This is a genomic window from Kitasatospora sp. NPDC094015 (genome assembly GCF_040304075.1).
Taxonomy (GTDB): domain Bacteria; phylum Actinomycetota; class Actinomycetes; order Streptomycetales; family Streptomycetaceae; genus Kitasatospora.
The window spans coordinates 128,663-154,863 of record NZ_JBEOUL010000013.1 but is presented as its reverse complement, the minus strand read 5'-3'; the positions used below and the strand labels follow the sequence as shown (position 1 = coordinate 154,863).

Genomic DNA, 26,201 nt, shown 5'->3' with positions numbered 1-26,201 from the left:
GTCCACCCCGGACGGGCCGATAGATTCCACGCCAAGTGGAACGACGACACGGGCGGTCTGCGGGCAACGCGGAAGGTCAAGGCGGACGGCATGGACACGGGGGCGGCACCGCCGGCCCCCGCGCCCACGCCTGAACACCTCGTGATCACCGCGCTGCTCGCCAGCGCCGCCGGTCGCTCGCCCCCGAGCCCGCCCTACTTCTCCCAGCCGACCGAGGTGATGACCGTGTCGGCGAGGCTGCCGGCCCCGAAGTTGGCCAGGCCCTTGCGGACCGCGACGATGCTGGGCCGCTGGTACAGCTCGACGGTGTGGGCGAGTTCCCAGATCTTGACGTCCGCCTGGTTGTAGAGCTTGGCGGCCTCGGCCGGGTCCAGGGTGCCGGCCGCCTTGCGCAGCAGCGAGTCGATCTCCGGGGTGCTCAGCTTCGAGTAGTTGCCGAACACGTTGTCGCCCTGCGGGGCGCGGTAGATCGGCACGGTCTTGGAGAGCGGGAAGGAGCCGGTGTTGCGCCAGCTCGCCAGGTCGAACTTGCCCTCGTTGATGTACTTCGAGAAGTACTCCTTGCTGGGCACCTTGTCGACGACGAGCTTCACGCCGACCTGCTGGAGCATGCTCTGCGCGGCCGCGGCCAGGTCGGACTGCGCCTGCGTGGAGCCGTCGCTCATCACGTAGTGCAGCTCCAGCGGCTGGCCGTCCTTGCTGCGCACCCCGCCGGAGTCCTTCCAGCCGGCCGCGTCCAGCAACTGCTTCGCGGCGGCCGGGTCGTACTTCACCCAGTCGCCGGCGTTGGCCTGGTAGCCCTTCTGGTTGGTCATGAAGAGGTGGTTGTCCAGCGGCTTGAACTCCACCGGGACGCCCTGGTTGACGATCTTGATCAGCGAGGCCCGGTCCAGCGCCTTGCCGAGCGCCTGGCGCACGTGCTGGTCGGCCAGCGCGCCGTTGCCGCCGAAGGAGATGTGCACCTCGTCCCAGGGGGTGCCGGTGCGGATCGCGGCGTCCTTGGAGTCCTTGAGCTGGCCGTACGCGGTCGCGGTGCCGGCGGAGGCGAAGTCCACCTCGTTGTTGAGGAAGGCCTGGGTGATGGCGGCGGAGTCCAGCACCCGGTAGGTGATCTTGTCGAGCTTGGGCTTGGGGCCCCACCAGTCGGGGTTGGGGACGAGGGTGATGGTCTGCGCGGTCTTGTCCGCGTTGCCGATCTTGAACGGGCCGCCGTAGATCGGCACCTGCTCGATCCAGCCCTCGTTGAAGGCCTGCGGGGTGGCGATGCCGGCCGCCGGGAGCAGCGGGCTGAACAGGCTCTGCCAGTCCGCGTACGGCTCGGTGAAGGTGACCTTGACCTCGCTCGGGTCGGCGCCCTGCTCGACCGCGGAGATCTGCTCGTAGCCCGAGGAGTCGGAGAGGTTGTAAGCCGGGTCCTTGCCGTTGGAGGCCTGCCAGACCGCCTTGAAGTCCTGGTAGCCCAGCGGCTTGCCGTCCGACCACTTGGCCTTGGGGTTGAGCTTGTAGGTGATCACCTGCGGCGAGGTGGAGGTGACCTCGGCCGACTGCAGGTACTCCGGGACGGCCTGGTAGACGCCCTTGGCGTCGGAGCGGAAGAGCTTGGCCTCGACGTAGCCCATGATCTCGACGGCGTCGCCGTAGGTGCCGTCGACCTGGTACGGGTTCCACTGGGTGATCCACTGCTGGAGCGGCTCGCGCAGCTCGCCGCCGTCCTTGATCCGGTCCAGCGGCTGCGGGTTGTTGTCCTCCGCGTCCTGGGTCGGCGCCACCGTCTTGGCCACGTCGTTCGCCGAACCGCCGGCCGAGCTGCTGCAGGCGGTGGCGGCCAGCACCACGGCGACGGCGGTGGCCGCGGCGCGGCCGAATCTGCGGGTGGCGAGCGATGCGTCCATCAGGAGTTCCCCGGGGTCTCGAAGAGTCGACGGCCGCCAGGTGTGGCGACACTTGAACGTGGGCAGCCAAGTCGGTGCCGACAGGCAGAACGTAACAGCGGATCAAGTCGACTACCAGGGGGCGGTGTTCAGATCTGATCAGAACGAAACGGGCCGCAACACCGCCGCAACATCCCGTCAGCACCCGTCTGATCCACTGTGACCTGCGCGTTCTCCGAACCGGTCGAACCGCCTCGCAGCGCGACCCCTGGACGGCCGACCCACCGTGCCGTACAACTGCTGCGCGAAGCTGCTGAATCCACCCCTTGAGCGAAGGCCAACGATCATGTTCACCAGGTGTGCGAACTTCCTCGGCGGCATGCCGTGATCCGCTATCTGGCGAAACGGTTGAGCTACTACGCCGTCCTGCTGGTCGTCGCGGTCTTCCTCGCCTACGCCCTGTCCTGCACCGCGCTCGGCCCGCGCGCCTACTTCGAGGCCAAGCAGCCCCGCCCCTCGGCCGCGGCGGTCGACCGCCAGCTCACCGCGCTCAACATCAACGACCGCACCCCGGTGGTGGAGCGGTTCGCCACCTGGGCGGACGGCCTGGTGCTCCACGGCGACCTCGGCCGGACCATCCACAACACCTCGGTCAACGAGGAGTTCGGACGCCGGATCTGGGTGTCGCTGCGGCTGCTGCTGATCGGCAGCCTGCTCGGCATGGTGCTCGGGGTGGCCGGCGGGGCGTGGAGCGCGGTCAAGCAGTACCGGATCTCCGACCGGACGCTGACCGTCTTCTCCTTCGTGCTGCTGTCCACGCCGGTCTTCCTGGTCGCGCTGTTCCTGAAGAACGGCGCCATCGCGGCCAAGGACGCGGCCGGCCACGAGGTGATCCCGTTCACCGGCTACGAGACGCCCAACCTGGCCGGCGGCCTCGGCGCCCACCTCGGCGACTGGGCCCTGCACCTGCTGCTGCCCACCCTGTCGCTGGCGCTCGGCGGCCTCGCCACCTACAGCCGCTACCAGCGCTCCACCATGCTCGACGTGCTCGGCTCCGACTACCTGCGCACCGCCGAGGCCAAGGGCCTGACCCGCACCCGGGCGCTGCTCAAGCACGGCCTGCGCACCGCCGTGATCCCGATGTCGACCATGTTCGCGTACAGCTTCCTGGGCATCTTCACCGGCGCCGCGTTCACCGAGACCATCTTCGGCTGGCACGGCATGGGCGAGTGGTTCATCCAGGCCATCAACGAGCAGGACGTCAACGCCGTGGTCGCCGTCAACCTGTTCGCCGCCGTGGTGATCCTGGCCGCCGGCTTCCTCGCCGACGCCCTGCACGCCGCGCTCGACCCCCGGGTCAGGTACTGATGACCACCACCGCGCTCCCCGACACCCTGCCCGCCCCGGCCGCGGAGGCCGCCCCCGCCGGGCGGCTGCGGCTGGTGCTGACCAGGCTGGCCGCCGCCCGCGGGGTGGTGATCGGCGCCGTGATCGTGCTGCTGCTCTTCCTGCTCGCCTTCGTCGGCCCGTACCTGACGCCCTGGGACTACGCCACGCCGAACTACACGGCGATCCGTCAGGCACCCTCCGCCGAGCACTGGTTCGGCACCAACGGGATCGGCCAGGACGTGTTCGCGCAGACCGTCCGCGGGCTGCAGAAGTCACTGGTCATCGGCCTGCTGGTGGCGCTGTTCTCGACCGTGCTGGCCTCATTGGTGGGGGCCTGCGCCGGGTACTTCGGCGGCTGGGCGGACCGGGTGCTGATGTTCCTGGTCGACCTGATGCTGATCTTCCCCAGCTTCCTGATCATCGCGATCGTGTCGCCGAAGCTGCGCGGCACCGGCTGGCTGGCCTTCGTCCTGCTGCTGGGCCTGTTCAACTGGATGATCACCGCCCGGGTGATCCGCTCGATGACGCTCTCGCTCAAGGAGCGCGAGTTCGTCCGGGCCGCCGAGTTCATGGGCGTCAGACCGTTCCGGATCATCCTGCGGCACATCCTGCCGAACGTCTCCTCCTTCCTGATCATCGACGCCACCATCACGGTCGGCGGCGCGGTGATGAGCGAGGCCGCGCTCTCCTACTTCGGCTTCGGCGTCCGTGCCCCGGACGTCTCGCTGGGCACCCTGCTGGCCGCCGGCACCGGCGACGCGCCGGTCTTCCCCTGGCTGTTCTACTTCGCCGCCGCGCTCCTGGTGCTCTTCGTGCTCGCCGTCAACCTGGTCGGCGACGGGCTGCGCGACGCGCTCGACCCCACCGCCGAGGCGGGCCGCCCGGCCCGCACCGCCACCCGCCGCCTGCGCCGGAGAAACCCGTGACCCCCGCCCTGCTCACCGTCCAGGACCTGACGGTCGACTTCGGCCCCTCCCCCGCCGTCCGCGGCGTCGACCTGGAGCTGCGCCGCGGCGAGACCCTCGGCATCGTCGGCGAGTCCGGCTCCGGGAAGTCGGTCACCGCGCTCGCGGTGCTCGGCCTGCTGCCCGGCACCGCCCGGGTCGGCGGGTCCGTCCGGCTGGAGGGCCGCGAGCTGGTCGGACTGCCCGGCCGCGAACTGGCCCGGATCCGCGGGCGCAAGGTCGCCATGGTCTTCCAGGACCCGCTGTCCGCCTTCACCCCGGTCTACCGGATCGGCGAGCAGATCGCCGAGGCGGTCCGGATCCACCAGCCGCTGGACCGCGCCGCCGCCCGCCGCCGGGCCGCCGAACTCCTCGACCTGGTCGGCATCCCGGCCCCCGAACGGGCCCTGGACAGCTTCCCGCACGAGTTCTCCGGCGGCATGCGCCAGCGCGCCATGATCGCGATGGCGATCGCCAACGACCCCGACATCCTGCTCGCCGACGAGCCCACCACCGCGCTGGACGTCACCATCCAGGCCCAGGTGCTGGAGGTGCTGCGCACCGCACAGCGGGAGACCGGCGCCGCGCTCGTCCTGGTCAGCCACGACCTCGGGGTGATCGCCGGGATGGCCGACCGGGTCGCGGTGATGTACGCCGGGCGGGTGGTGGAGAGCGCACCGGTGGACGAGCTGTTCGCCCGGCCCCGGCACCCGTACACCCTCGGCCTGATCGGCGCCGTCCCCCGGCTGGACGGGCGCGGCGGGCCGCTGGTGCCGATCCCCGGCAGCCCGCCGGCGCCCGGCGAGGGCGGTCCCGGCTGCCCGTTCGCCGCCCGCTGCCCGCTGGTGGAGGACCGCTGCCGGGCCGCCGAGCCCCCGCTCGCCGGTGCCGACGGGCACCTGGCCGCCTGCGTCCGGGCCGAGGAGCTGGCCGAACGCGGCCCGGCCCCGAGCGAGGTCTACCCGGTGCCCGAGCTGCCCGCGCCCGGCCCGGCCGTCCCGCGCGCCGAGCGGCCCCCGGTGCTCGCCGTCACCGCCCTCACCAAGACGTTCCCGCAGCTCAAGGGCGCCGTCTTCAAGCGCAAGGTGGGCGAGGTGTACGCGGTCGACGGGGTCGACCTGGACATCCGGCGCGGCGAGACCCTCGGCCTGGTCGGCGAGTCCGGCTCCGGCAAGTCCACCACCCTGTACGAGCTGCTCCGGCTGGCCCGGCCGCAGTCCGGCCGGATCGAGCTGCTCGGCCAGGACACCGCCGCGCTCGACCGGGCCGCCGCCCACCGGCTCCGGGCCCGGCTGCAGATCGTCTTCCAGGACCCGATGGCCAGCCTCGACCCCCGGATGCCGGTCGGCGACATCATCGCCGAGCCGCTGTACGCGCAGTCCGTCCCCCGGGAGGCGGCGGTGCGCCGGATCCCCGAGCTGCTGCGCCAGGTCGGCCTGGACCCGGCGCACGCCAACCGCTACCCGCACCAGTTCTCCGGCGGCCAGCGGCAGCGGATCTCGATCGCCCGGGCGCTGGCCGTCCGGCCCGAGCTGCTGGTGCTGGACGAACCGGTGTCCGCGCTGGACGTCTCCATCCAGGCCGGCGTGCTCAACCTGCTGCAGCGCCTCAAGGCCGAGCTGGGCCTCGCCTACCTGTTCGTCTCGCACGACCTGTCGGTGATCCGGCACCTGGCCGACCGGGTCAGCGTGATGTACCTGGGCCGCACGGTGGAGACCGGCGCGGTCGCCGAGGTCTTCGACCGGCCCCGGCACCCGTACACCCGGGCGCTGCTGTCGGCCGTCCCGCTGCCCGACCCGGCCGCCGAGCGGGCCCGCACCAAGGTCCTGCTGGCGGGCGACCCGCCGTCCCCGACCGTCCGCCGCGAGGGCTGCCGCTTCCGGGCCCGCTGCCCGGTCCACGCCGCGCTCGACGCCGACCGGCGGACCCGCTGCGAACAGGAGGAACCGCAGCCCACCGAGGCCGCCCCCGGGCTGGATCACACCGCGGCCTGCCACTACCCCGAGGGCGCCTGACGGGTCACGGGTCCCAGCGCTCGGCGGACGGCGGCCGCCAGCCGGGGTCGCCCCGGCGCCACGCGTGGACGCCGGCCACCGTGAGGAGCACGCCGGACAGCAGCAGGACCGCCGGCAGCGCGAGTGCGCCGAGGCCCAGCTGCTGCGGGAACAGCGCGCGCCCCGGCCGGGCGTCGGAGACCAGGACGACGGCCCGGTCACCGGGCACCAGCCGGTCCGAGGCGCTGCCCGGGTCCTCGATCTCCAGCCAGTCGTCCGACGTGGTGCCGGGCAGTGCGACGGTCATCCGGTGCACCCCCTGCCGCGGGCCGGGTCGTGCGTACTCGATCTCGGTCACCACGGCCTCGACCCGGTTCCCGTGCCCGAAGTCGGCCCGGCGTTCGACGTAGCCCGTCCCGCCGACCAGGCCCACCACCATCACCACCGGCCCGACCAGCACGCCCAGGACCAGCCGTCCGCCCGCCATCCGTCCTCCCCTTGCCCGGCCGCACCGTACCAGCGCGGTGGCCCGGCGGACAGGGGGTCGATTTGAGCGCGACCCCGGGTGACCTGTAGTGTTCTCCGGGTCAGACAGGCGCCGCTAGCTCAGTTGGTTAGAGCAGCTGACTCTTAATCAGCGGGTCCGGGGTTCGAGTCCCTGGCGGCGCACAGACAGGGTTCAGGCCCCTTCACCACGGTGGAGGGGCCTGAACCTTTTCCAGCACCCCCGGCACCCCGCGCCGACCACCCCCGCGGACCGTGTATTGTTCTCCGGGTCAGACAGGCGCCGCTAGCTCAGTTGGTTAGAGCAGCTGACTCTTAATCAGCGGGTCCGGGGTTCGAGTCCCTGGCGGCGCACAGACGGTCGAAGGCCCCCTCGTGAGAGCGAGGGGGCCTTCGGCGTTTCAGCAGGTCGCGGCGATCGAGGCGGTCAGCGCGGCGACGAAGCGCTCCCGCACCGCCGGCTCGACCAGGTCGAGCGAGAGGTACGGGTTGAGGTCCTCCAGCTCCACCAGCAGCAGGCCGCCCTCCGGGGTCCGGCAGGCGTCCACCCGCTGGATCCCGTAGGCCAGCGTGTTCCAGTCGGCGAAGTGCTGCGCGAAGGCCAGGTCCTCCTCGCTCGCCGGGTACACCGCGAGCTCCCAGCGGCGCGCCGGGTCCGGGGCGTGCAGCGCGTACTGGAAGACCCGGTCGACGAAGTAGAACGAGACCTCGTACCGGAACGGGATCCGCGGCTGCACCAGCGCGCCCGTGAGGTCGGCTCCCGCCAGCTGCTCGGGCCGCAGGAACCGCAGCCCCACCGAGTCCGCGCCCAGCACCGGCTTGACCGCGTACTCGGCGGCGGCCGGCAGCCGGTCCAGGTGCTCGTGCCGGTCGACCGTCGGTATCACCGGGTGTCCGGCGGCGGTCAGGTCGAGCAGGTACTGCTTGCCGGCCATGTCGCCGCGCCCGGTGAGCGGGTTGTGGACGCGCGTGCCGCGCTCGCGGGCGGCGACGCCGAAGGCCCGGTGGTCGTCCTGGTAGTGGATCACCGGGCCGCTGTTGCGGACCAGCACCACGTCGTAGCCGTCCATCAGGGCGACCGCGTCCCGCGGGTGGCACAGCGCGACGGTGAACCGCTCGCGCAGCCGGCCCGACAGGTACACGTCCTCGTCGCCGTAGCGGCGGCCGTTCGCCGGGTAGCCGAGGTCGGTGACGTACAGGACGCGCGGTCGCCTGGTCATGGGTGGTGCTCCCGATGCACTGGTACGGGTGAGTTCCGGCACCTTACCCGCGCCGGGGACGGCCGCCACCAGGGATTCTTCCGCCAACCGGGGATATATGGGACATAGGTCACTAACGTCTGCGAAGTTGATCAGGCAGGATGGATCGGTCCATATCGTCAACCGGGTGAGCGACCGTCACGGGGCTCGCAGGGAGGTCCTCCGGTGCCCCGCACGACCCAGCAGGCCGACCCCAGTCAGCCGCGCACCAAGCGCCGCCCCCGCCGTACCGGCTGGCGCCGGCTGATACCGACCTGGCGCATGACGCTGGCCGGCCTGATCGCCTCGGCCCTGCTCGGCGTCGGGCTCTTCGTGCTGGGCATCACCCTGGTCAAGGTGCCGGACGCGCACGCCGCCGCCACCGCGCAGAGCAACACCTGGCTCTACCAGGACGGCTCGCTGATCACCCGCACCGGCCAGACCAACCGGCAGAACGTGGGCCTGGACCGGATCTCCCCCGCCGCCCAGCACGCCGCGCTGGCCGCCGAGGACCGGAACTTCTACGACGAGGGCGCGGTCAACCTCAAGGGCATGACCAGGGCCGCGCTGGCCACCGTCTCCGGCGGCGGCACCCAGGGCGGGTCGACCATCACCCAGCAGTACGTCAAGAACACCTACCTCAACCAGAAGCAGACCGTCAGCCGCAAGGTGAAGGAGATCTTCATCGCGATCAAGGTCGACGCGACGCAGAGCAAGGACGAGGTGCTGGCGGGCTACCTCAACACCTCGTACTACGGGCGCGGCGCCTACGGCATCCAGGCCGCCGCCCAGGCGTACTTCGGCGTCGACGCCGCCCGGCTCACCCCCGGCCAGGGCGCCTACCTGGCGGCCCTGCTCAACGCGCCGAGCGCCTACGACGTCTCGACCGCGACCCCGCAGGGCAAGCAGAACGCGGTGAACCGCTGGAACTGGGTGCTGGACGGCATGGTGCAGGAGAAGTGGCTGTCCGCCGAGGAGCGGGCCGCGACCACCTTCCCCGACGTGCTGCGGCCGCGCAGCGCGCCCGGCCTCTCCGGCCAGGCCGGCTACCTGGTGAACGCCGCCACCGACTACCTGACCTCGCACGGCATCCTGACCGACGCCCAGCTCGCCCAGGGCGGCTACACGGTCAAGCTCAGCGTCGACGCCAAGCGCCAGCAGCAGCTGCAGGACGCGGTGACCCACCAGCTCACCGACAACCTCAAGCCGGACAGCCGCAAGCCGGACGCCGCCGCCCAGGCCGGCGCGGTCTCGGTGGACCCGAAGACCGGCGCCGTGGTGGCGCTCTACGGCGGCAGCGACGCCACCAAGCACTGGATCAACAACGCCACCCGGCAGGACTACCAGGTCGGCTCGACCTTCAAGCCGATCGCGCTGGCGGCCGCGCTGGACAGCGGCGCCCGCACCCGCTCCGGCCAGCGGATCACCGCGGACACGGTCTACGACGGGACCAACCGCCGCCCGGTCCAGGGCGGCCAGGGCGTCCCGTTCGCCCCGAAGAACGAGGGTGAGCGCAGCTACGGCCCGATCACCCTCCAGCAGGCCACCGACTGGTCGGTGAACTCGGTCTACGCCCAGCTGGCCCAGGACGCCGGCCTGGAGACCGTCCGAGACACCGCGGTCGCGCTCGGGCTGCCCGCCGACACCCCCGGGCTGAAGGCCCAGGGCGCGATCCCGCTCGGCGTCGCCTCGCCCAGCCCGCTGGAGATGGCCGGGGTGTACGCCACCCTCGACAACGACGGCCAGCAGATCACCCCGTGGCTGGTGGCCTCGCTGGAGCACGGCGGCGAGCAGATGGCGCTGCCCGAGCACAAGGTCACCCAGGCGGTCGGCAAGCAGACTGCCCGGTCGGTCACCTCGATCCTCCAGGGCGTGGTCTCCGACGCGGGCGGCACCGGCTACCGGGCGCAGGAGCTGGGCCGCCCGGCCGCGGGCAAGACCGGCACCACGGACGACGCCAGGTCGGTGTACTTCGTCGGCTACACCCCGGAGCTGGTCACGGCGGTCGGCCTGTTCGGCCAGGACCCGACGGACGGTTCGCAGGTCTCGCTGAACGGGGTCGGCGGCGCCGGCAGCGCGGCGGGCGGGCGGTTCCCGGCGCAGATCTGGACCGATTACATGCGGGCGGCGCTGTCCGGCCGACCCGTCGCCTCGTTCCCGGAGCCGGTGGCCGAGCGGCGTCCCCCGGCGAGCACCCCGGCGCCGACCCCGAGCACGGCACCGGCCTCGCCGTCCGCCACGCCGTCCGCGAGCCCGAGCCCGTCGCAGAGCCAGGCCTGGGGCGGTGACCGCGGCCGGTCCGGTGCCGGGCAGGGCCGCAACCCGTCCCGCACGCCGGCCACCCCGGGCGCCTCGGCGGACCCCGGCGGCTCGACCGCCCCGGACCCGGGTACGGGCGGGTCCACCCCGGCCGCCACCAGCCGCCCCGGCCGTCCCGTCCCGGCCGGCTAGGCCTTCTCTTTCGGATCTTGTCGGATCAGCGCGCGGCGTTGGGCGCCCGGCTGGGCGTGCCGGCGGAACGTCCTCGTGCTGGGTGCACTTGGGCGTTTCGCCGGTGCGTCCAGGCGAGGCTGGATGCCTGGGGGTACCTCCCGGCCGGAGGCTGGGGGAGCGTCGCGCGCCCGGCAAGATCCGAAAGAGAAGGCCTGCAGCCTTCTCGCCCCGTCCGCCCGGGCCGGCCACCGCGGCCCGGGCGGACCACCGCAGGAGCAGGACCAATACGCGAGATTGCACCTTACGTAGACCGTATGCCGACTGGCACAATGCCCGGGTGCACAGCTCCACGCCCTCGCCCCGCCGCTCCGCCCGCTCGCTCGGCCTGCCCCTCGCGCTCGTCTCCGCCTTCGCCTTCGGCGGCTCGGGGACGGCCGCGAAACCGCTGATCGAAGCGGGTCTGTCCTCCCAGCACGTGGTCTGGCTCCGGGTGGCCGGCGCCGCGCTGGTGCTGCTCCCGCTGGCCTGGCGACACCGCGGCGCCGTGCTGCAGCGGCCGGGGGTGCTGATCGGCTTCGGGCTGCTCGCCGTCGCCGGCGTGCAGGCCTGCTACTTCGCGGCGATCGCCCGGATCCCGGTCGGGGTGGCGCTGCTGATCGAGTACCTCGGCCCGCCGCTGCTGCTCGGGTACGTCCGGTTCGTCCAGCGCAAGCCGATCTCCCGGGGCGCGATGGTCGGGGCCTCGGTGGCGGTCGCCGGTCTGGCCTGCGTGGTCGAGGTCTGGAACGGGCTGGGCTTCGACGCGATCGGCGTCCTCTTCGCGCTCGGCGCCGCCGCCTGCCAGGTGGGGTACTTCGTGCTGGCCGACGCCGGCCGCCAGGGCGAGCGGCCGATCGACCCGATCGCCGTCAGCGCCTTCGGCCTGCTGATCGGCGCCGTGGTGCTGACCGCGTTCACCCGGCCCTGGGAGGCCGACTGGGGCCTGCTGGCCGGACAGGTGAGCATGAACGGCCACCAGCTGCCCGCGCTGCTGCCGGCCGCCTGGATGGTGCTGGTGGCTACCGTGCTGGCGTACCTGACCGGCGTGGTCTCGGTGCAGCACCTGTCACCGCCGGTGGCCGGGGTGATCGCGAACCTGGAGGCCGTGGTGGCCACCGTGCTGGCCTGGGTCCTGCTGGGCGAGCACCTCGGGGTGCCGCAGCTGGTGGGCGGTGCGCTGGTCCTGGCGGGCGCCTTCGCGGCGCAGACCAGCAAGCCGGCCGCCACGGCCGGGCCGGACCCGGTGGCCGCAGGCCCCGTGGTCCCGGTGAACTCCGTGGTCCCGACCGAGTCCGTGGCCCCCGTGGACCGGGTGGCTCAGCGGCCGGTCCAGCCGAACCAGTCGAGGTGACCGAGCGGCCACACCACGGCCGTCGCCGGTCCGACCACGTCCGACACCGGCACCGCGCCGCCGCCCGGTCCGTCCCGGTGGTAGCGCGAGTCGGCCGAGTCGCTGCGGTGGTCGCCCTCGACCCAGACGTGCCCCGCCGGCACGGTGACCGGGCCGAAGTCCAGGCCCGAGCAGGAGTCGTCGCCGGCGTGCAGATAGGGCTCGTCGACCGTGCGGCCGTCCACGGTCAGCGTGCTGCCGCTGCACCGCACGGTCTCACCCGCGGTCGCGATCACCCGCTTGACCAGGTAGTTGTCGTCCTTGGGCGGCAGCAGGCCGAGGAAGCTCAGGGTGCTGCCGACCGCGCCGGAGACCGGGTTGGCGGCGGGCGGCGACGGCGGCAGCCAGCCGCCGGGATCGCGGAACACCACCGGCTCGCCCTCCTTGGGCTCCCAGCCGAAGATCGGCGCCAGCTTGTTCACCGCGACCCGGTCGCCGACCTGGAGGGTGTTCTCCATCGACCCCGAGGGGATCGAGAACACCTGGAACAGGCAGGTCTTGATCACCAGCGCCACCACCAGGCCCACCGTGATCATGACGGGGATCTCCACCCACCACGGCCAACGGCGACGGCCGGTCGGCGAGGGCTGGGTCTCGACTGTGGGAGGGGGCTGGGTCACTGATCAGGCCGCCTGCGGAGAGAAGGTGGGAACACCGCACGCTAACTCCGATCGGGACCGACCGCGAAATCCCACCCTTATCCGGAACCGACGCGAACCCCCGCTGGCGCGCGAACTCCGGGGCCCGCGGCCTCAGTCGGCGAGCGGCTCGCTGGCGATCGCCTCGTGGTGGCGGATCACCTCGGCGATGATGAAATTGAGGAATTTCTCGGCGAACACCGGGTCGAGGTGGGCGCCGGCCGCGAGCTCCCGCAGCCGGGTGATCTGCTCCCGCTCCCGGGCCGGGTCCGCCGCGGGCAGCCGGTGCTCGGCCTTCAGCCGTCCGACCCGCTGGGTCGCCTTGAACCGCTCGGCGAGCATGTGCACCACGGCGGCGTCCACGTTGTCGATGCTCTGCCGCAGGCTGGTCAGCTCGGCCCAGACAGCCGCGTCGACCCCCTCCGAGGAAGCGGTGGAGGGGTTCGTGGGCTGGTCCGTCATCGAGTGGCTCCGGGGCTGGCGGCGGTGCTGGCGGGCTGGGTGGCCGGTCGGCGACCGTCCGTGGTCCGGACGGGCGGCCGGGCTCGGGCCGCGGCCAATCTAACAGGGGCGGCCCGGCGGACCTGCGAATTTCGACCGCCGTCCCGCCATCCGGAACGCCGGGCACGGGTACGGCCGGGCACCGGCCCTGCCCGGCGGGGCGGTTCGGCCGCGCACACCCCTCGACCGGTGCGCCCGGGCCGTAGGCTGGGCACCGCAGCACCGGAAGTGACGACCCGACAGTTCCCCCCGCACAGGAGGCATCCGACCGTGGCAACCACCCGCACCGCGCACACCGACTGGGAAGGCGACCTGCTCAAGGGCAGCGGCCTGGTGACCTTCGACTCCTCCGGCATCGGCGAGTACGCCGTGTCCTGGCCCTCCCGCGCCGAGAGCGCGAACGGGAAGACCAGCCCCGAGGAGCTCATCGCCGGCGCGCACTCGGCCTGCTTCTCGATGGCCCTCTCGCACGGCCTGGCCGGCGCCGGCACCCCGCCCACCCGGCTGAACACCAAGGCCGACGTGACCTTCCAGCCCGGCGAGGGCATCACCGGCATCCACCTGACCGTCACCGGCGAGGTGCCCGGCCTCGACCAGGCCGGCTTCGAGGCGGCCGCGCAGGACGCCAAGAAGAACTGCCCGGTGAGCCAGGCGCTGACCGGCACCACCATCACCCTGACGGCGAAGCTCGGCTGACGTCCCGTCGGCTTCCCGCCCCCGCCCCCGGGGTGCGCCTGACGGCGCGCGCCGGGGGCGGGGGCGTACCCGCCGGCGCACTCCCGCGAATCACCCTGGCGGCGGTCGCCCCCGGTTCTCGCGGCCACCTATGATCAGCCGCAGTGGCCTGTTCGCCGCGGGTGTGCTCCGTCCAGTGGTCCCCCGATCCCCGTCGGGCCGGGCCGGGCGTCCCATCCGGGCCCGGCAGCCGGCCACCCCGGTACGGGCGGCCGACCGGATCAGTGCGAGCAGCGGACGGGAGCGTGCCGTGCCGGGCCGGAACGAAGGGGCCGACGCACAGAGCCTGGGCGTCCGGCAGCAGGAGAGCCGCCGGGCCCGCGAGCCACGGCCGGCCCCGGACCACCCCCCGTCCCCCCTGCCGGGTGGCGACGCCCCGGTTGCGGATCCCACCGCCAGCTGCCCCGGCTGCGGCGGCCCGGCCGGCGGCGGCACCCGGCGGCTGCTGTCCGCGCTGCGGGCGAGCGAGTCCCGGTTCCGGGCCGCCTTCGCCGACGCCGGCATCGGGATGGCGCTGATCGACGCCGACGACCACATCATCGAGGCCAATCCGGCCTTCGCCGCGATGGTCGGCCGCGAGCCGAACGAGCTGGTCCGGCTGCACATCCACCAGATCATCGACCCCGAGGACGCCCCCCGCCGGCTCTACCTGGAGCTGCTGCGCGGCGAGCGCGACCGGCTCCGGGTGGAGAAGCAGCTCAAGCACCGCGACGGGCGCACCGTGCTGGGCAAGGTCACCATCTCGCTGATCAGGGACGGCGCCGGACGCCCGCTGTACACCCTGGCCATGGTGGAGGACGTCACCGAGCAGCGGCTGCTGGGCGACCGGCTGGCGTACCAGAGCCTGCACGACCCGCTGACCAGGCTGCCGAACCGGGCGCTGTTCTTCGAGCGGCTGGAGGAGGCCTTCGAGACGGCCGTCGCCCACCCGGCCGCGGCCGGCCCCCGGGAGCCCCGGATGGGCCTGTGCTACGTCGACCTGGACGGCTTCGCGGCGATCAACGAGATGCTCGGCCACCACATCGGCGACCAGCTGCTGGTGGCGGTCGCCGACCGGCTGGAGAGCGGGTTCGCCCAGGAGGAGGGCCGGCTGCTGGCCCGGCTCGGGGGCGACGAGTTCGCGCTGCTGATCACCGGCAGCAGCGGCAGCGGGCAGCTGACCAAGCTGGCGGCCGGCCTGGTCGAGGCGCTGGAGCAGCCGTTCGAGGTGGCCGGCCACCAGCTGACGGTGACCGCCTCGGTCGGCGTGGTGGAGCGGCCGGTGGACGGCACCACCCCGATCGACCTGCTGCGGGACGCGGACTCCACGCTGTACTGGTCCAAGGCGGACGGCCGGGCCCGCTGGACCCTCTACGACCCGGACCGCGGCGCCCACCAGCTCACCCGGCAGCGGCTGGCCACCGCGCTGCGGCCGGCCCTGGAGCGCGGCGAGTTCACCGTGGAGTACCAGCCGCTGGTCGGGCTGTCGGACGGGGTGGTGCGCGGCGCCGAGGCCCTGGTGCGCTGGCGCCACCCCCGGTACGGCACCCTCTCCCCGGACCGTTTCATCCCGCTCGCCGAGGAGTCCGGGGCGATCGTGCCGCTCGGCAAGTGGGTGCTGGAGGAGTCCTGCCGGCAGGCCCGGCGCTGGCTGGCCGAGTTCCCCGACACCGAGACCTTCGTCAGCGTCAACCTGGCCGCCCGGCAGATCTGGGACTCGGACGTGGTGGCGGACGTGGCCGAGGTGCTGGAGTCCACCGGGCTGCCGGCCCGGCTGCTCCAGCTGGAGATCACCGAGAGCGCGGTGCTCGGCCCGGGCGGGCGCCCGCTGCAGGCCCTGCAGGCGCTGGCGGACATGGGCGTGCGGATCGCCATCGACGACTTCGGCACCGGCTACTCGAACCTGGCGTACCTGTCCCGGCTGCCGGTGCACGTGCTGAAGCTCGACGGCACCTTCATCGAGGGCTTCCGGGACGCGGCCCCGCCGGCGCCCGGCTCCGCGGGGGGCGCCCGGACGGACGACGACCCGGAGCGGCGGGCCCGGCGGGACGCGGCGGACGAGCAGATCGTCGGCGCCATGGTGCAGCTCGCCCACGCGCTCGGCCTGACCGTCACCGCCGAGGGGATCGAGAGCGCGGCGCAGGCCGAACGGCTGCGGCTGACCGGGTGCGACACGGCGCAGGGCTGGTACTTCGCCCGCCCCGGGGAGGCCGAGCTGGTCGCGGCGATACTGCGCCGGGACCGCTCGGCCTGACGCCCGGGACGCGCACGCAGCCGATCAGCCGGTCAGGCCGTACGCCTCGGCGATCAGCCCGTAGGAGCGCAGCCGGTTGTCCTGGCCGTGGATGTGCGAGGTGACCATCAGCTCGTCGGCCCCGGTGCGCTTGCGCAGCGCCTCCAGGCCGTCCGCCACCTGGCCGGGGGCGCCGAGCACCACGTTGGCCAGCCAGCTGTCCAGGAAGTCCTCCTCGGCCGGGCTGTACGGGTGGTCGGCGGCCTCCTGCGGGGTGGGGATCAGGCCGGGCCTGCCCTGCCGCAGGCGCAGCATGGCGAGTCCGGCCGAGCGGGCCAGGAAGCGGGCCTGCTGCTCGTCCTCGGCCGCCACCGCGCTCACGCCGATCAGCGCGTACGGCTCGGCCAGCACCGCGGACGGCCGGAAGCTGGAGCGGTACAGGTCGAGGGCGGGCACCGTGTTGGCCGCGCTGAAGTGGTGCGCGAAGGCGAACGGGAGGCCGAGCCGGCCGGCCAGCTGCGCGCTGAAGCCGGAGGAGCCGAGCAGCCAGACCGGCGGGCGCCCGGCGTTGCGGGGCACGGCGGCCAGCCCGGCGTACGGGTGCCCGGCCGGGAAGTCGCCGTCCAGGAAGTGGGTCAGCTCGGCCAGTCGCTGCGGGAAGTCCTCGGCGCCCTCGTCGTCGCCGCGGCGCAGCGCCCGGGCGGTCGCCGGGTCGGTGCCGGGGGCGCGGCCGAGCCCGAGGTCGACCCGGCCGGGGTGGAGCGCCTCCAGCAGCCCGAACTGCTCGGCGATCGCCAGCGGGGCGTGGTTGGGCAGCATCACGCCGCCGGAGCCCAGGCGCAGGGTGCGGGTGTGCGCGCCGAGGTGGGCGAGCAGCACGGCGGGGGTGGAGGAGGCCACGCCCGGCATGCCGTGGTGCTCGGCCACCCAGAACCGGTGGTAGCCCCAGGTCTCGGCGCTGCGGGCCAGCTCGGTGGTGGCCGCCAGGGCCTCGCCGGGGGTCGAGCCGACGCCGACGGTGGCCAGGTCGAGGATCGACAGGGGGGCGGGGGCCGTGCCCCGGGTGCGGCCCCGGATCGGGTCGCCTTCCGCTGTGGTCATGCCGTGCGTCCTCCTGGTCACCGTGGAGCCGTTCTGCTTGCGGTGGGGGACAACCGGCGGTGGCGGCCGGGTGTTCCCGGGTGCGGGACGGCGCGGCGTGGCGGGTGCTGACCCTCCGACAGCGGGCGGGCACGCTTGGCGACTTCACGCCAGCGCGGGAAGTCGCCAACCTCCGGGGGTCGCGGGCGGCCCGATCGTCCGGCAGGCTTGTGGATCAGCGCGGACCACTCACCGGTGCCGCGCCCATGTGCAAGATCGATGGGCTGGACCAGCGCCTTCGATCCCAGCGGCCCCCTGGTACGGCACCCCGGCCCAGGGGGCCGTGCCATGTCCGGGGCCGGGTGGCGCGCCGGCCGGCCGGCGCGGTTCCCGCGGAGGGGTGTGACGTCCGACACCGGGGGTGCTTCATGGCATGAAATGTCGACCCGATAGCGTTACCACCCTTAGCTGCTCTCCCCCGGGCGGTCTGGAGGGAGTACGACCGTGGACGCCGCCACCTTCATCGGTACGTCGTGGATCTGCGCCTTGGCGCTGTGTGCGGTGCTGGGCGACGCGTTCCTGCCGTTCCTGCCGAGCGGCAGCCTGGTGATCCTGGCCGTGCTCAGGACCTCGCAGGTGGACGGCGCCCCGCTGCTGCTCGGGCTCGGGGTGGCGATCGCGTCCTTCCTCGGCGACCTGCTGCTGCTCAATCTGGCCCGGCGCGGCGCGCCCGCGGTCCAGCGCCGGCTGGCGCACCGTCCGAAGCTGGCGGCGAGCGTGGAGCGGATGCAGCAGAGCTTCGCCGGGCGCTCCAGCCGGACCGCGGCGGCGATAGTGATCGTCGCCAGGTTCGTGCCGGCCGGCCGGACGGTGCTGGACCTCGCAGTCGGGCACTCGCCCGAGCGCGGCGGCTTCCTGCGCTGGTCGGCGCTGGCGGCGCTGCTGTGGGCGGCGTACATCGTGAGTCTCGGCTGGCTGAACAGCCACTGGTTCGACACCGCCTGGCTGAGCCTGGCCGTCTCCTGCGCGGCGGCGACCGCGATCAGCACCGCGGTGGCCCGCTGGGCCCGCCGCCGGCGGCACGCCGTCGCGGTCTGAGTCCCGTCCCGGAGCCGCTACCTGCGGGGCTTTGTCCCGGAATCGCAACAGAGCCGGCCGTACCCGAACCCCTGCCCGAACGGACGGCGTGTGTGCTGGTGGCGAGCGCCCCGAGGCTGACCGCTCCCAGGCGCTCGTGACATCCTGTGGGCTGAAATACAGATCAAATGTCCAATTTTGCTAGCACTTGACCTCCGGAGAGGCTGTGGGTTCTCCGGAGGTTCGCTGGGCAGCCGGACTCATCGCGGCAGGGGAGACCACATGAGCACCATCTCGCGCAGGGCAGTGCTGAGCGCCACGGCGGCGACCGCGGCACTCGGAGCGGTCGCCGCGTGTTCCAGCAGCGGCGGATCCGGCGGCAAGACCGGGCCCGGGTCGGACAGCCAGGGTTCCGCCGCCCCCGGCACGGCCACCGCCAAGGAGTCCCCGAAGGGCACCGCGATCGGCGACGGCTCCACCTCGGACACCGGCCCGCAGCCGAACCAGCCCAAGCCGGAGAAGCTCAAGCCGGGCGAGCAGCCCCCGCAGTTCGTGGTGTTCTCCTGGGACGGCGCCGGGGCCACCGACGACGGCCAGTTCGCCCGCTTCCTCAAGGTGGCGGCGGACAACAAGGCCGCGATGACCTTCTTCCTGTCCGGCATCTACACCCTGCCCAAGGAGAAGTCCGGGCTCTACCAGCCGCCCAAGCACCCGGCCGGCGCCTCCGACATCCCCTACCTGTCGGCCGGCGCCGTCAAGAACACCGTCAAGCTGATCAGCGAGGCCTGGCGGGCGGGGCACGAGATCGGCACCCACTTCAACGGCCACTTCTGCTCGACCCGCCAGGACGGCAACGGCGTCAACAAGTGGACCCCGGAGGACTGGGAGAGCGAGATCGCGCAGGCCGTCTCGTTCGTCACCCAGTGGCGGACCAACACCGGCTTCACCGACGTCGAGCCGCTGCCCTTCGACTACCGCAAGGAGCTCATCGGCGGCCGCACGCCGTGCCTGGAGGGCCAGAAGGCCCTGCTGCCGACCGCCGCCAAGCTCGGCTGGAAGTACGACGCCAGCTCGCCGGGCGGCCTGCAGATCTGGCCGCAGAAGGTCCAGGACGGGAAGATCTGGGACTTCCCGCTGCAGGGCATGCCGTTCCCCGGGCACAACTTCCAGGTGCTCTCGATGGACTACAACATCCTCGCCAACCAGTCGGGCGGCTCCACCAAGGGCGACCCGGCCAAGTACAACGACTGGCGCACCCAGGCGCGCGACAGCTACCTGGCCGGCTTCGAGCGCGCCTACACCACCAACCGCGCCCCGCTGTTCATCGGCAACCACTTCGAGCAGTGGAACGGCGGCATCTACATGGACGCCGTCGAGGAGACCATCAAGACCATCGCCGGCAAGCCGGACGTCCGGCTGGTCTCCTTCCGGCAGCTGGTGGAGTGGCTCGAGGTGCAGGACCAGTCCACCCTGCGCAAGCTCCGCACGCTGGGCGTCGGACAGGCGCCGGCCGGCGGCTGGGCCGGCTTCCTCGGCGCCGCGGGCTGACCGGGCCGCGCCGCCCGCCGGTCTCCCGGCGGGCGGCCCCGGTGCGCTACTTCGCGTTCAGGTCCGGCACCCGCCAGTCGATCGGCTCGGTGCCGAACTGCTCCAGCGCCGCGTTGATCTGCGAGAACGGCCGGCTGCCGAAGAACAGCTTGGCCGACAGCGGGGACGGGTGCGCCCCCTGCACCACCACGTGCCGCTCGGTGTCGATCAGCGGCAGCTTCTTCTTCGCGTAGTTGCCCCAGAGCACGAAGACCACCGGCTCCTGCCGCGCACTGACCGCCTTGATCACCGCGTCGGTGAACTTCTCCCAGCCCTTGGCCTTGTGCGAGTTGGCCTCGTGCGCGCGCACCGTGAGCACCGCGTTGAGCAGCAGCACGCCCTGCTCGGCCCAGGGCATCAGGTAGCCGTTGTCGGGGGCCGGGACGCCCAGGTCGGCGTCCAGCTCCTTGAACATGTTGCGCAGCGACGGCGGGGTCCTCACCCCGGGCAGCACCGAGAAGCTCATCCCGTGCGCCTGGCCGTTGTCGTGGTACGGGTCCTGCCCGAGGACCAGCACCCGGACCTGGTCGTACGGGGTGGCCTCCAGGGCGGAGAACTCCTGGCCGCTCGGCGGGAAGACCTCGTGCTCGGCGCGCTGCGCGGCGACGAAGGCCGCCAGCTCGGCGAAGTAGGGCTTCTCCAGCTCCTCCGCCAGCACCTCGCGCCAGGACTCCGGGACCTCGAGACCCGCACCCACGGCCACCTCGGCAACATCCGTCACGACATCAACCTCCCACCGCCGGGCGGCCCACCGGCCCGCCCCGACGCACGACTTCCTCGACACACCGAACGCTACACAGCGGCACCGACACTACGCGGCGCCGAGCACCCGGACGGCCACCGCACGGCGGGACGGCCGAGGCCCCACCGCCCCGGGGCGGGGTGGCGGGGCCTCGGCGGCGTGGCCTCAGATCTGGTCGATCAGATCCGCGATCGACTTGACCACCCGGGTGGGGCGGTACGGGAAGCGCTCCACGTCGGTCTCCGCGGTCAGGCCGGTGAGCACCAGGATCGTCTCCATGCCGGCCTCCATGCCTGCCACGATGTCGGTGTCCATCCGGTCGCCGATCATCACGGCGCTCTCCGAGTGCGCGCCCGCGGTGTTCAGCGCCTCACGCATCATCAGCGGGTTGGGCTTGCCGACGAAGTACGGGTCCACCCCGGTCGCCTTGGTGATCAGCGCGGCGACCGAGCCGGTGGCCGGCAGCACGCCCTCGGTGGAGGGGCCGGTCTCGTCCGGGTTGGTGCAGATGAACCTGGCCCCGCCGTTGATCAGGCGGATCGCCTTGGTCAGCGCCTCGAAGCTGTAGGTGCGGGTCTCGCCCAGCACCACGTAGTCCGGGTTGTTGTCGGTCAGCACGTACCCGGCCTGGTAGAGCGCGGTGGTCAGACCGGCCTCGCCGATCACGTACGCGGTGCCGCCCGGGCGCTGGCCCTTGAGGAACTTGGCGGTGGCCAGCGCGGAGGTCCAGATGCACTCCTCCGGCACCTCCAGGCCCATCCCGGCCAGCCGGGCGCTGAGGTCGCGGGGCGTGTAGATGGAGTTGTTGGTCAGCACCAGGAACGGCTTGCCGGACTCCCGCAGCCGGCGGAGGAACTCCTGGGCGCCGGGGATCGGGGTGCCCTCATGGATGAGCACCCCGTCCATGTCGGTCAGCCACGACTCGATGGGCTTGCGGTCTGCCACGTCGGTGTCTCCTCGGTCTTGCAAAGGCTCTGAACGATCTTGCACATCGCTCCGGACCGGACACCGTCGGCCGGCCGGGCGCCACTGGCTGCCCCAACGCGGACCAGCCTAGTCGCCCGGGGCGGGCCCGCGGGAGGCCCCTCGGCCCGGCACCGGTACCGGCGCTCGCGCGGCGCCCCGCCACCGCTCCCGCGAGCCGGTCCTCAAGGGTGTCTTAAGGCGTCCCTAACAGCGCTGAGCAGGCGTCATTCCCCCTGTCCTGCCCGGCTAGCTTCGTCTGGGGGCCGCGCACCGCGCCGGTTCCCGCCCCCACCCCGACCGTCCCCCGGGCCGCTCCCCGCACCTCCCCGGGACGGGCCATCCGAAGGAGCTCCGCCATGCCCGTCCGCCGTCTCACCGCCACCGCCGCAGCCCTCGCCGGCTGCGCCCTCGCCGGCACGCTGGGGGCGGGCACCGCCTCGGCGCACGGCTCGATGCAGAACCCGCTCAGCCGGGTCGAGGGCTGCTACCTGGAAGGCCCCGAGCACCCGAAGTCCGCCGCCTGCGCGGCCGCCGTCGCCCTCGGCGGCCCGCAGGCGATGTACGACTGGAACGCCGTCCGGATCGGCGACGCCGGCGGCCGGCACCGCCAGCTCATCCCGGACGGCAAGCTGTGCAGCGCGGGCGGCGCCGAGTTCGCCGGCCTGGACCTGCCCCGCGCCGACTGGCCGGCCACCAACCTCACCTCCGGCGCCGACTTCACCTTCCGCTACCACGTGACGGCGCAGCACCGCGGCACCTTCCAGCTCTTCCTGACCAACGCGCAGTACGACCCGGCCCGGCCGCTGCGCTGGTCCGACCTGGAGAGCACGCCGTTCCTGACCGTCACCGACCCCACCGTGTCGGACGGCCAGTACGTGCTGCCCGGCCGGATCCCGGCCGGCCGCACGGGCCGCCAGCTGGTCTACGCGATCTGGCAGCGCTCGGACAGCCCGGAGGCGTTCTACTCCTGCTCGGACGTGGTCTTCGACGGCTCCGGCTCCCCCGCCGGCTCCGCCCCCACCCCGAGCCCCGGCAGCGGCGCCACCCACTCCCACGAGCCGGCCCCGACCTCCCCCGCGCCCGGCACCCCGGGCACGGGCGGCGGGGCACCCGCCCCGGCCGCCCCCGTGGTGGCGACCGACGCCCCCGCGCCGCTGCCGGCCGCCACCACCCAGGGCGCCGCCGCACCGGCGGGCGCCTCCACGGGGGCGGGCGGCTCGGCGGCGGGCGGCACCGAACTCGCCCAGACCGGCAGCAGCCGCGCCACCGGCCTGCTCGGCTCGATCGGCGGCGCGTTCCTGCTGGCCGGCGCCGCCGTGGTGGTGCTCAACCGCCGCCGGCGCCGCCCGGGCTCGCACGCCCGCTGACCGGGGGTCAGCGGCGGGGCGTGATTGAGTAGGGCCATGACCAGCACGCCCCGCCCCCCGTTCCGCGTCGGCCTGATCGGCTACGGCCTGGCCGGCTCCGCTTTCCACGCGCCGCTGATCGCCACCACCCCCGGACTGCGGCTGGACGCGGTGGTCACCGCCAACCCCGACCGCCGCGCCCAGCTGCACCGCGAGCACCCCGGCGCCCGCGCCCTGGACACCCCCGAGCAGCTGTTCGCCGAGGCCGACAGCCTCGACCTGGTGGTGATCGCCTCCCCCAACCGCACCCACGTGCCGCTCGCCCGCGCGGCCCTCGCCGCCGGCCTGGCGACCGTGGTCGACAAGCCGCTCGCCGCCACCGCCGCCGAGGCCCGCGCGCTGTGCGAGCAGGCCGAGCAGGCCGGCACCCTGCTCTCGGTGTTCCAGAACCGCCGCTGGGACGGTGACTTCCTCACCGTCCGCCGGCTGGTCGAGGAGGGCGCGCTCGGCCGGGTGCACCGCTTCGAGTCCCGGTTCGAGCGCTACCGCCCGAAGCCCAAGGCGGGCTGGCGCGAGCTGGCCGACCCGGCCGAGGTCGGCGGCACCCTCTACGACCTGGGCAGCCACCTGGTCGACCAGGCGATCACCCTGTTCGGCCCGGTCGAGTCGGTCTACGCGGAGATCGACACCCGCCGGGACGGCGCGGTCGTCGACGACGACGCCTTCCTCGCGCTCACCCACGCCGGCGGCGTCCGCTCCCACCTGTGGACCAGCGCGATCGCCCCGCTCGGCGGCCCCCGGCTGCGGGTGCTCGGCGACGCGGCCGGCTACGTGAAGTCCGGCATGGACCCGCAGGAGGCCGACCTGCGGGCCGGCCGCCGCCCCGGCGACGGCACCCCGTGGGGCGCCGACGTCCCGGCCGGGTACGGCAGCCTGGGCACCGACGAGGAGTCCTCGCCGCTCGCCACCGACCCCGGCGACTACCCCGCCTACTACGCGGGCATCGCCGCCTCGCTCGCCACCGGCGCCCCGCCGCCGGTCGACCCGCGCGACGCCGTCGCCGCCCTCACCGTCCTGGAGGCCGCCCGCACCTCCGACACCACCCGCTCGGTGGTCCCGCTCGGCTGAGCCCCACCGCGAGGCCCCCACGGCCCGGGTGACCCGCGTCACACGCCGGAAGGTGGCGTCCGGCCACCCGGGTACCGCACATTCGAAGAGGACGATCCGCAGCGCACCGGCCCCGGCACACCTCGCCGGGCGCCGTCCGCGCCCCGACCCGAGAAGGAGGTACGGCGATGTCCTTGCTCACCGTGCTGCTCGGGCTGGTCCGGCTGCTGACCGGTGACCTGCTCACCGGCTCCCCCGGGCTGACGGTCGCCGCCGCGGCCGCCGCCGTGGTGTTGGTCTCGGGTGCCGTCGCCGGCACCCTGGCCGCCGCCCGGCTGCTCGGGGCCCGGGCCCCGGCCGCCGTCCGCAGCGGGGTGCTGCGCCGCCGCGCGTACCGGACGGCCTTCCTCCCCCAGCGTGATCCGGACGCCCGCGGCCGTCGCCGCCCCAGGGCGCCCGGCGCGGCCCCGGCGGCCGCGTAACCCCTCACCACCCCGGTGCCCACCGTGCGCCCCGGCCCCGCGCGGCCGCCCTCCGCCGTCATCGATGATCCCAGAGACCCTCGGAGGGCTCGCTCCCCATGTCCCTTTTCGCCGTGCTCGACCCGGCCGTCCGGCTGGCCCACGACCTCGTCTCCACGCTCGCCCAGGTGATGCCGACCGCGCTCGCCATCGTGCTGTTCACCGTCGCCGTCCGGCTGGCGCTGCACCCGCTCGCGCGGGCCGCGGCCCGCGGCGAGAAGAGCCGGATGCGGCTGGCGCCGCAGGTCGCCGAACTCAACCGCAAGCACAAGGGCAAGCCGGAGAAGCTCCAGGCCGCGATGGCCGAGCTCTACCGGACCGAGAAGGCCTCACCGCTGGCGGGCTGCCTGCCGATGCTGGTGCAGGTCCCGTTCTTCTCGGTGATGTACCGGCTGTTCACCGGCCACAACGACCTGCTGGAGCACACCCTGTTCGGCACCCCGCTCGGCCTGCACCTGAACGCGGCGCACGGCCCGGGGCAGTTCCTGGTCTTCGGAGCGCTGTACGCGGCGCTCGGCGCGGTCGGCTACGCCTCCTTCCGGCGCGCACGCCGGCTCTCCGCGGGCTCCACGGCGCCCGGTACGGCGTTCGCGCCGTACCTGTCCTTCCTGACCGTGCTGTTCGCGGCCGTCGTGCCGCTGGCGGCCGGGCTCTACCTGCTCACCACCACCGCCTGGACGGTGGCCGAGCGCGCCTGGCTGCACCGCGACGCCCCGGCGCCGGTCCCGGCGGTGCTCGCCAAGGCGGCCTAGGTTGTTGTCCCGGCCGGCAGCCCTTGGGTGCCGGCCGGGGAGCGCCGCCGGCTCAGCGCCAGGCGGCCAGGTGCGCGTCGATCTCGGCGGTCAGCCGTGCCTTGCCGGCCTGGTCCAGGAAGGACGCCTCGACGGCGTTCCTGGCCAGCGCGGCGACCCCGGACTCGTCCAGGTCGAGCAGCCGGGCCGCGACCGCGTACTCGGTGTTGAGGTCGGTGCCGAACATCGGCGGGTCGTCGCTGTTGACGGTGACCAGCAGCCCGGCGTCGACCATCTGCCGGATCGGGTGCTCCTCGATCCGCTCCACCGCCCGGGTGGCGATGTTGGAGGTCGGGCAGACCTCCAGCGCGATCCGGTGCTCGCCGAGGTGGTCGAGCAGGGCCCGGTCCTGGACCGCCTGGGTGCCGTGGCCGATCCGCTCGGCGCCCAGCACCCGCAGGGCGTCCCAGACCGTCTCGGGGCCGGTGGTCTCACCGGCGTGCGGGACGCTGCGCAGGCCCGCCGCGCGGGCCCGGTCGAAGTACGGCTTGAACTGCGGGCGCGGCACCCCGATCTCCGGACCGCCGAGGCCGAAGCTGACCAGGCCCTCCGGGGCCAGGTCGACGGCCAGCCGGGCGGTCTCCTCGGCGGCGGCCAGACCGGCCTCGCCGGGGATGTCGAAGCACCACCGCAGCACCACCCCGAGCTCCTTCTCGGCGGCCTTGCGGGCGTCCTCGATGGCCTCCATGAAGGCCACGTCCGGGATGCCGCGGCTGACCGAGGAGTACGGCGTGACGGTGAGCTCGGCGTACCGGATCTGCTGGCGGGCCATGTCCTCGGCCACGCCGTAGGTCAGCGCCCGGACGTCCTCGGCGTCCCGGATCAGGTCGACCACGCTCAGGTACACCTCGATGAAGTGCGCGAAGTCGGTGAAGGTGAAGTAGTCGGCCAGCGCGGCCGGGTCCAGCGGCACCTTGGTCCGGCCCTCGTGCCGGGCGGCGAGCTCGGCCACCACCCGCGGCGAGGCGGAACCGACGTGGTGGACGTGCAGCTCGGCCTTGGGCATCCCGGCGATGAACGCCTCGATCCCGCTCTTCTCCTCAGCCACCGGACGCTCCTTCATCGCTCTGCCGAACCTGTCCGGTTCATCGTACGG

At 73.5% G+C, this 26,201-nt stretch carries 22 protein-coding genes and 2 tRNA genes; 15 read left to right on the top strand and 9 right to left on the bottom strand.

Annotated elements, in window-relative coordinates:
- Nucleotides 1-194 precede the first annotated feature (194 nt).
- Nucleotides 195-1,892 carry an ABC transporter family substrate-binding protein gene (locus tag ABT014_RS18130; protein WP_350639866.1) on the bottom strand — a complete coding sequence of 566 codons (1,698 nt, stop codon included), beginning with the start codon at nt 1,890-1,892 and terminating at the stop codon, nt 195-197.
- A 363-nt stretch (nt 1,893-2,255) separates the two neighbouring features.
- Between ABT014_RS18130 and ABT014_RS18125 the strand changes: the two genes are divergently transcribed.
- The 3 genes from ABT014_RS18125 to ABT014_RS18115 are packed head-to-tail and all read left to right on the top strand — an operon-like array spanning nt 2,256 to nt 6,219.
- A complete protein-coding gene (locus ABT014_RS18125; RefSeq protein WP_350639864.1) occupies nt 2,256-3,239 on the top strand; it encodes an ABC transporter permease in 984 nt (327 codons plus the stop codon).
- Nucleotides 3,239-4,186 carry an ABC transporter permease gene (locus tag ABT014_RS18120; RefSeq protein ID WP_350639862.1) on the top strand — a complete coding sequence of 316 codons (948 nt, stop codon included), beginning with the start codon at nt 3,239-3,241 and terminating at the stop codon, nt 4,184-4,186. Before ABT014_RS18125 ends, ABT014_RS18120 begins: the two co-directional genes overlap by 1 nt.
- Nucleotides 4,183-6,219, top strand: coding sequence for an ABC transporter ATP-binding protein (locus ABT014_RS18115; protein WP_350639860.1), 2,037 nt, complete (start codon nt 4,183-4,185; stop codon nt 6,217-6,219). The genes ABT014_RS18120 and ABT014_RS18115 overlap by 4 nt, the downstream gene beginning before the upstream one ends.
- A 4-nt stretch (nt 6,220-6,223) precedes the next feature.
- Here ABT014_RS18115 and ABT014_RS18110 read toward each other — a convergent pair whose 3' ends face one another.
- On the bottom strand, nt 6,224-6,685 hold the full coding sequence (locus ABT014_RS18110) for a DUF3592 domain-containing protein (protein ID WP_350639858.1): 462 nt from the start codon (nt 6,683-6,685) through the stop codon (nt 6,224-6,226).
- 108 nt (nt 6,686-6,793) lie between these two features.
- Between ABT014_RS18110 and ABT014_RS18105 the strand changes: the two genes are divergently transcribed.
- Nucleotides 6,794-6,867: transfer RNA gene (locus tag ABT014_RS18105), tRNA-Lys, on the top strand.
- A gap of 115 nt (nt 6,868-6,982) precedes the next feature.
- Nucleotides 6,983-7,056: transfer RNA gene (locus ABT014_RS18100), tRNA-Lys, on the top strand.
- A gap of 47 nt (nt 7,057-7,103) precedes the next feature.
- On the opposite strand, the gene ABT014_RS18095 is transcribed toward ABT014_RS18100, so the two are convergent.
- Nucleotides 7,104-7,922, bottom strand: coding sequence for an ATP-grasp domain-containing protein (locus ABT014_RS18095; protein WP_350639856.1), 819 nt, complete (start codon nt 7,920-7,922; stop codon nt 7,104-7,106).
- Nucleotides 7,923-8,126: 204 nt separating this feature from the next.
- Here ABT014_RS18095 and ABT014_RS18090 point away from each other — a divergent pair, with 204 nt between their 5' ends.
- Entirely contained in the window at nt 8,127-10,391 is a 2,265-nt protein-coding gene (locus ABT014_RS18090; protein ID WP_350639854.1) for a transglycosylase domain-containing protein, read from the top strand.
- A gap of 319 nt (nt 10,392-10,710) precedes the next feature.
- On the top strand, nt 10,711-11,763 hold the full coding sequence (locus ABT014_RS18085; protein ID WP_350639852.1) for an EamA family transporter: 1,053 nt from the start codon (nt 10,711-10,713) through the stop codon (nt 11,761-11,763).
- Here ABT014_RS18085 and lepB read toward each other — a convergent pair.
- Both lepB and ABT014_RS18075 read right to left on the bottom strand, forming a co-directional pair.
- On the bottom strand, nt 11,730-12,338 hold the full coding sequence (lepB, locus tag ABT014_RS18080) for a signal peptidase I (protein ID WP_502895008.1): 609 nt from the start codon (nt 12,336-12,338) through the stop codon (nt 11,730-11,732). The two genes, ABT014_RS18085 and lepB, sit on opposite strands and share 34 nt — an antisense overlap.
- Before the next feature lie 216 nt (nt 12,339-12,554).
- The gene (locus ABT014_RS18075; RefSeq protein WP_350639848.1) at nt 12,555-12,902 is read right to left on the bottom strand and encodes a chorismate mutase; all 348 of its coding nucleotides are present in this window, start codon (nt 12,900-12,902) and stop codon (nt 12,555-12,557) included.
- A 309-nt stretch (nt 12,903-13,211) separates the two neighbouring features.
- Between ABT014_RS18075 and ABT014_RS18070 the strand changes: the two genes are divergently transcribed.
- Together ABT014_RS18070 and ABT014_RS18065 are read left to right on the top strand one after the other, a co-directional pair.
- The gene (locus tag ABT014_RS18070; protein ID WP_350639846.1) at nt 13,212-13,637 is read left to right on the top strand and encodes an OsmC family protein; all 426 of its coding nucleotides are present in this window, start codon (nt 13,212-13,214) and stop codon (nt 13,635-13,637) included.
- A 289-nt stretch (nt 13,638-13,926) separates the two neighbouring features.
- Nucleotides 13,927-15,909 (top strand): putative bifunctional diguanylate cyclase/phosphodiesterase, encoded by a 1,983-nt coding sequence (locus tag ABT014_RS18065; RefSeq protein WP_350639844.1) that lies wholly within the window; start codon nt 13,927-13,929, stop codon nt 15,907-15,909.
- Between the two features lie 24 nt (nt 15,910-15,933).
- Here the strand turns inward: ABT014_RS18065 and ABT014_RS18060 are convergent, their stop codons facing one another.
- Nucleotides 15,934-16,989: an LLM class flavin-dependent oxidoreductase gene (locus ABT014_RS18060; RefSeq protein WP_350639842.1), complete on the bottom strand. Its 1,056-nt coding sequence runs from the start codon at nt 16,987-16,989 to the stop codon at nt 15,934-15,936.
- A gap of 483 nt (nt 16,990-17,472) precedes the next feature.
- On the opposite strand from ABT014_RS18060, the gene ABT014_RS18055 reads away from it, so the two are divergent.
- Together ABT014_RS18055 and ABT014_RS18050 are read left to right on the top strand one after the other, a co-directional pair.
- Nucleotides 17,473-18,066 (top strand): hypothetical protein, encoded by a 594-nt coding sequence (locus ABT014_RS18055; RefSeq protein WP_350639840.1) that lies wholly within the window; start codon nt 17,473-17,475, stop codon nt 18,064-18,066.
- A gap of 261 nt (nt 18,067-18,327) precedes the next feature.
- Nucleotides 18,328-19,593 (top strand): polysaccharide deacetylase family protein, encoded by a 1,266-nt coding sequence (locus ABT014_RS18050; RefSeq protein ID WP_350639838.1) that lies wholly within the window; start codon nt 18,328-18,330, stop codon nt 19,591-19,593.
- Between the two features lie 46 nt (nt 19,594-19,639).
- On the opposite strand, the gene ABT014_RS18045 is transcribed toward ABT014_RS18050, so the two are convergent.
- Both ABT014_RS18045 and ABT014_RS18040 read right to left on the bottom strand, forming a co-directional pair.
- On the bottom strand, nt 19,640-20,353 hold the full coding sequence (locus tag ABT014_RS18045) for a uracil-DNA glycosylase (protein WP_350639836.1): 714 nt from the start codon (nt 20,351-20,353) through the stop codon (nt 19,640-19,642).
- Between the two features lie 186 nt (nt 20,354-20,539).
- A complete protein-coding gene (locus tag ABT014_RS18040; RefSeq protein ID WP_350639834.1) occupies nt 20,540-21,319 on the bottom strand; it encodes an HAD-IIA family hydrolase in 780 nt (259 codons plus the stop codon).
- Nucleotides 21,320-21,696: 377 nt separating this feature from the next.
- On the opposite strand from ABT014_RS18040, the gene ABT014_RS18035 reads away from it, so the two are divergent.
- The 4 genes from ABT014_RS18035 (at nt 21,697) to ABT014_RS18020 (ending at nt 25,066) form a co-directional block, all read left to right on the top strand.
- Nucleotides 21,697-22,707: a lytic polysaccharide monooxygenase auxiliary activity family 9 protein gene (locus ABT014_RS18035; protein ID WP_350639832.1), complete on the top strand. Its 1,011-nt coding sequence runs from the start codon at nt 21,697-21,699 to the stop codon at nt 22,705-22,707.
- Between the two features lie 36 nt (nt 22,708-22,743).
- Entirely contained in the window at nt 22,744-23,814 is a 1,071-nt protein-coding gene (locus ABT014_RS18030; RefSeq protein ID WP_350639830.1) for a Gfo/Idh/MocA family oxidoreductase, read from the top strand.
- 167 nt (nt 23,815-23,981) lie between these two features.
- Nucleotides 23,982-24,275: a DUF6412 domain-containing protein gene (locus ABT014_RS18025; protein ID WP_350639828.1), complete on the top strand. Its 294-nt coding sequence runs from the start codon at nt 23,982-23,984 to the stop codon at nt 24,273-24,275.
- A gap of 98 nt (nt 24,276-24,373) precedes the next feature.
- On the top strand, nt 24,374-25,066 hold the full coding sequence (locus ABT014_RS18020) for a YidC/Oxa1 family membrane protein insertase (protein ID WP_350639826.1): 693 nt from the start codon (nt 24,374-24,376) through the stop codon (nt 25,064-25,066).
- Between the two features lie 52 nt (nt 25,067-25,118).
- On the opposite strand, the gene ABT014_RS18015 is transcribed toward ABT014_RS18020, so the two are convergent.
- The gene (locus ABT014_RS18015) at nt 25,119-26,168 is read right to left on the bottom strand and encodes an adenosine deaminase (RefSeq protein ID WP_502895007.1); all 1,050 of its coding nucleotides are present in this window, start codon (nt 26,166-26,168) and stop codon (nt 25,119-25,121) included.
- Nucleotides 26,169-26,201: the final 33 nt, after the last annotated feature.

Excerpts from the sequence above, each read along its gene's own strand:
- ABT014_RS18130 (WP_350639866.1), bottom strand. The coding sequence starts at position 1,892 with ATGGACGCATCGCTCGCCACCCGCAGATTCGGCCGCGCCGCGGCCACC.
- ABT014_RS18120 (WP_350639862.1), top strand. The coding sequence starts at position 3,239 with ATGACCACCACCGCGCTCCCCGACACCCTGCCCGCCCCGGCCGCGGAG.
- ABT014_RS18075 (WP_350639848.1), bottom strand. The coding sequence starts at position 12,902 with ATGACGGACCAGCCCACGAACCCCTCCACCGCTTCCTCGGAGGGGGTC.
- ABT014_RS18050 (WP_350639838.1), top strand. The coding sequence starts at position 18,328 with ATGAGCACCATCTCGCGCAGGGCAGTGCTGAGCGCCACGGCGGCGACC.
- ABT014_RS18110 (WP_350639858.1), bottom strand. The coding sequence starts at position 6,685 with ATGGCGGGCGGACGGCTGGTCCTGGGCGTGCTGGTCGGGCCGGTGGTG.
- ABT014_RS18025 (WP_350639828.1), top strand. The coding sequence starts at position 23,982 with ATGTCCTTGCTCACCGTGCTGCTCGGGCTGGTCCGGCTGCTGACCGGT.
- ABT014_RS18060 (WP_350639842.1), bottom strand. The coding sequence starts at position 16,989 with ATGACCACAGCGGAAGGCGACCCGATCCGGGGCCGCACCCGGGGCACG.
- ABT014_RS18035 (WP_350639832.1), top strand. The coding sequence starts at position 21,697 with ATGCCCGTCCGCCGTCTCACCGCCACCGCCGCAGCCCTCGCCGGCTGC.
- ABT014_RS18030 (WP_350639830.1), top strand. The coding sequence starts at position 22,744 with ATGACCAGCACGCCCCGCCCCCCGTTCCGCGTCGGCCTGATCGGCTAC.
- ABT014_RS18015 (WP_502895007.1), bottom strand. The coding sequence starts at position 26,168 with ATGAAGGAGCGTCCGGTGGCTGAGGAGAAGAGCGGGATCGAGGCGTTC.
- ABT014_RS18020 (WP_350639826.1), top strand. The coding sequence starts at position 24,374 with ATGTCCCTTTTCGCCGTGCTCGACCCGGCCGTCCGGCTGGCCCACGAC.
- ABT014_RS18095 (WP_350639856.1), bottom strand. The coding sequence starts at position 7,922 with ATGACCAGGCGACCGCGCGTCCTGTACGTCACCGACCTCGGCTACCCG.
- lepB (WP_502895008.1), bottom strand. The coding sequence starts at position 12,338 with ATGATCACGGTGGGCCTGGTGGTGGCGCTGGTGATCAAGACCTGCCTG.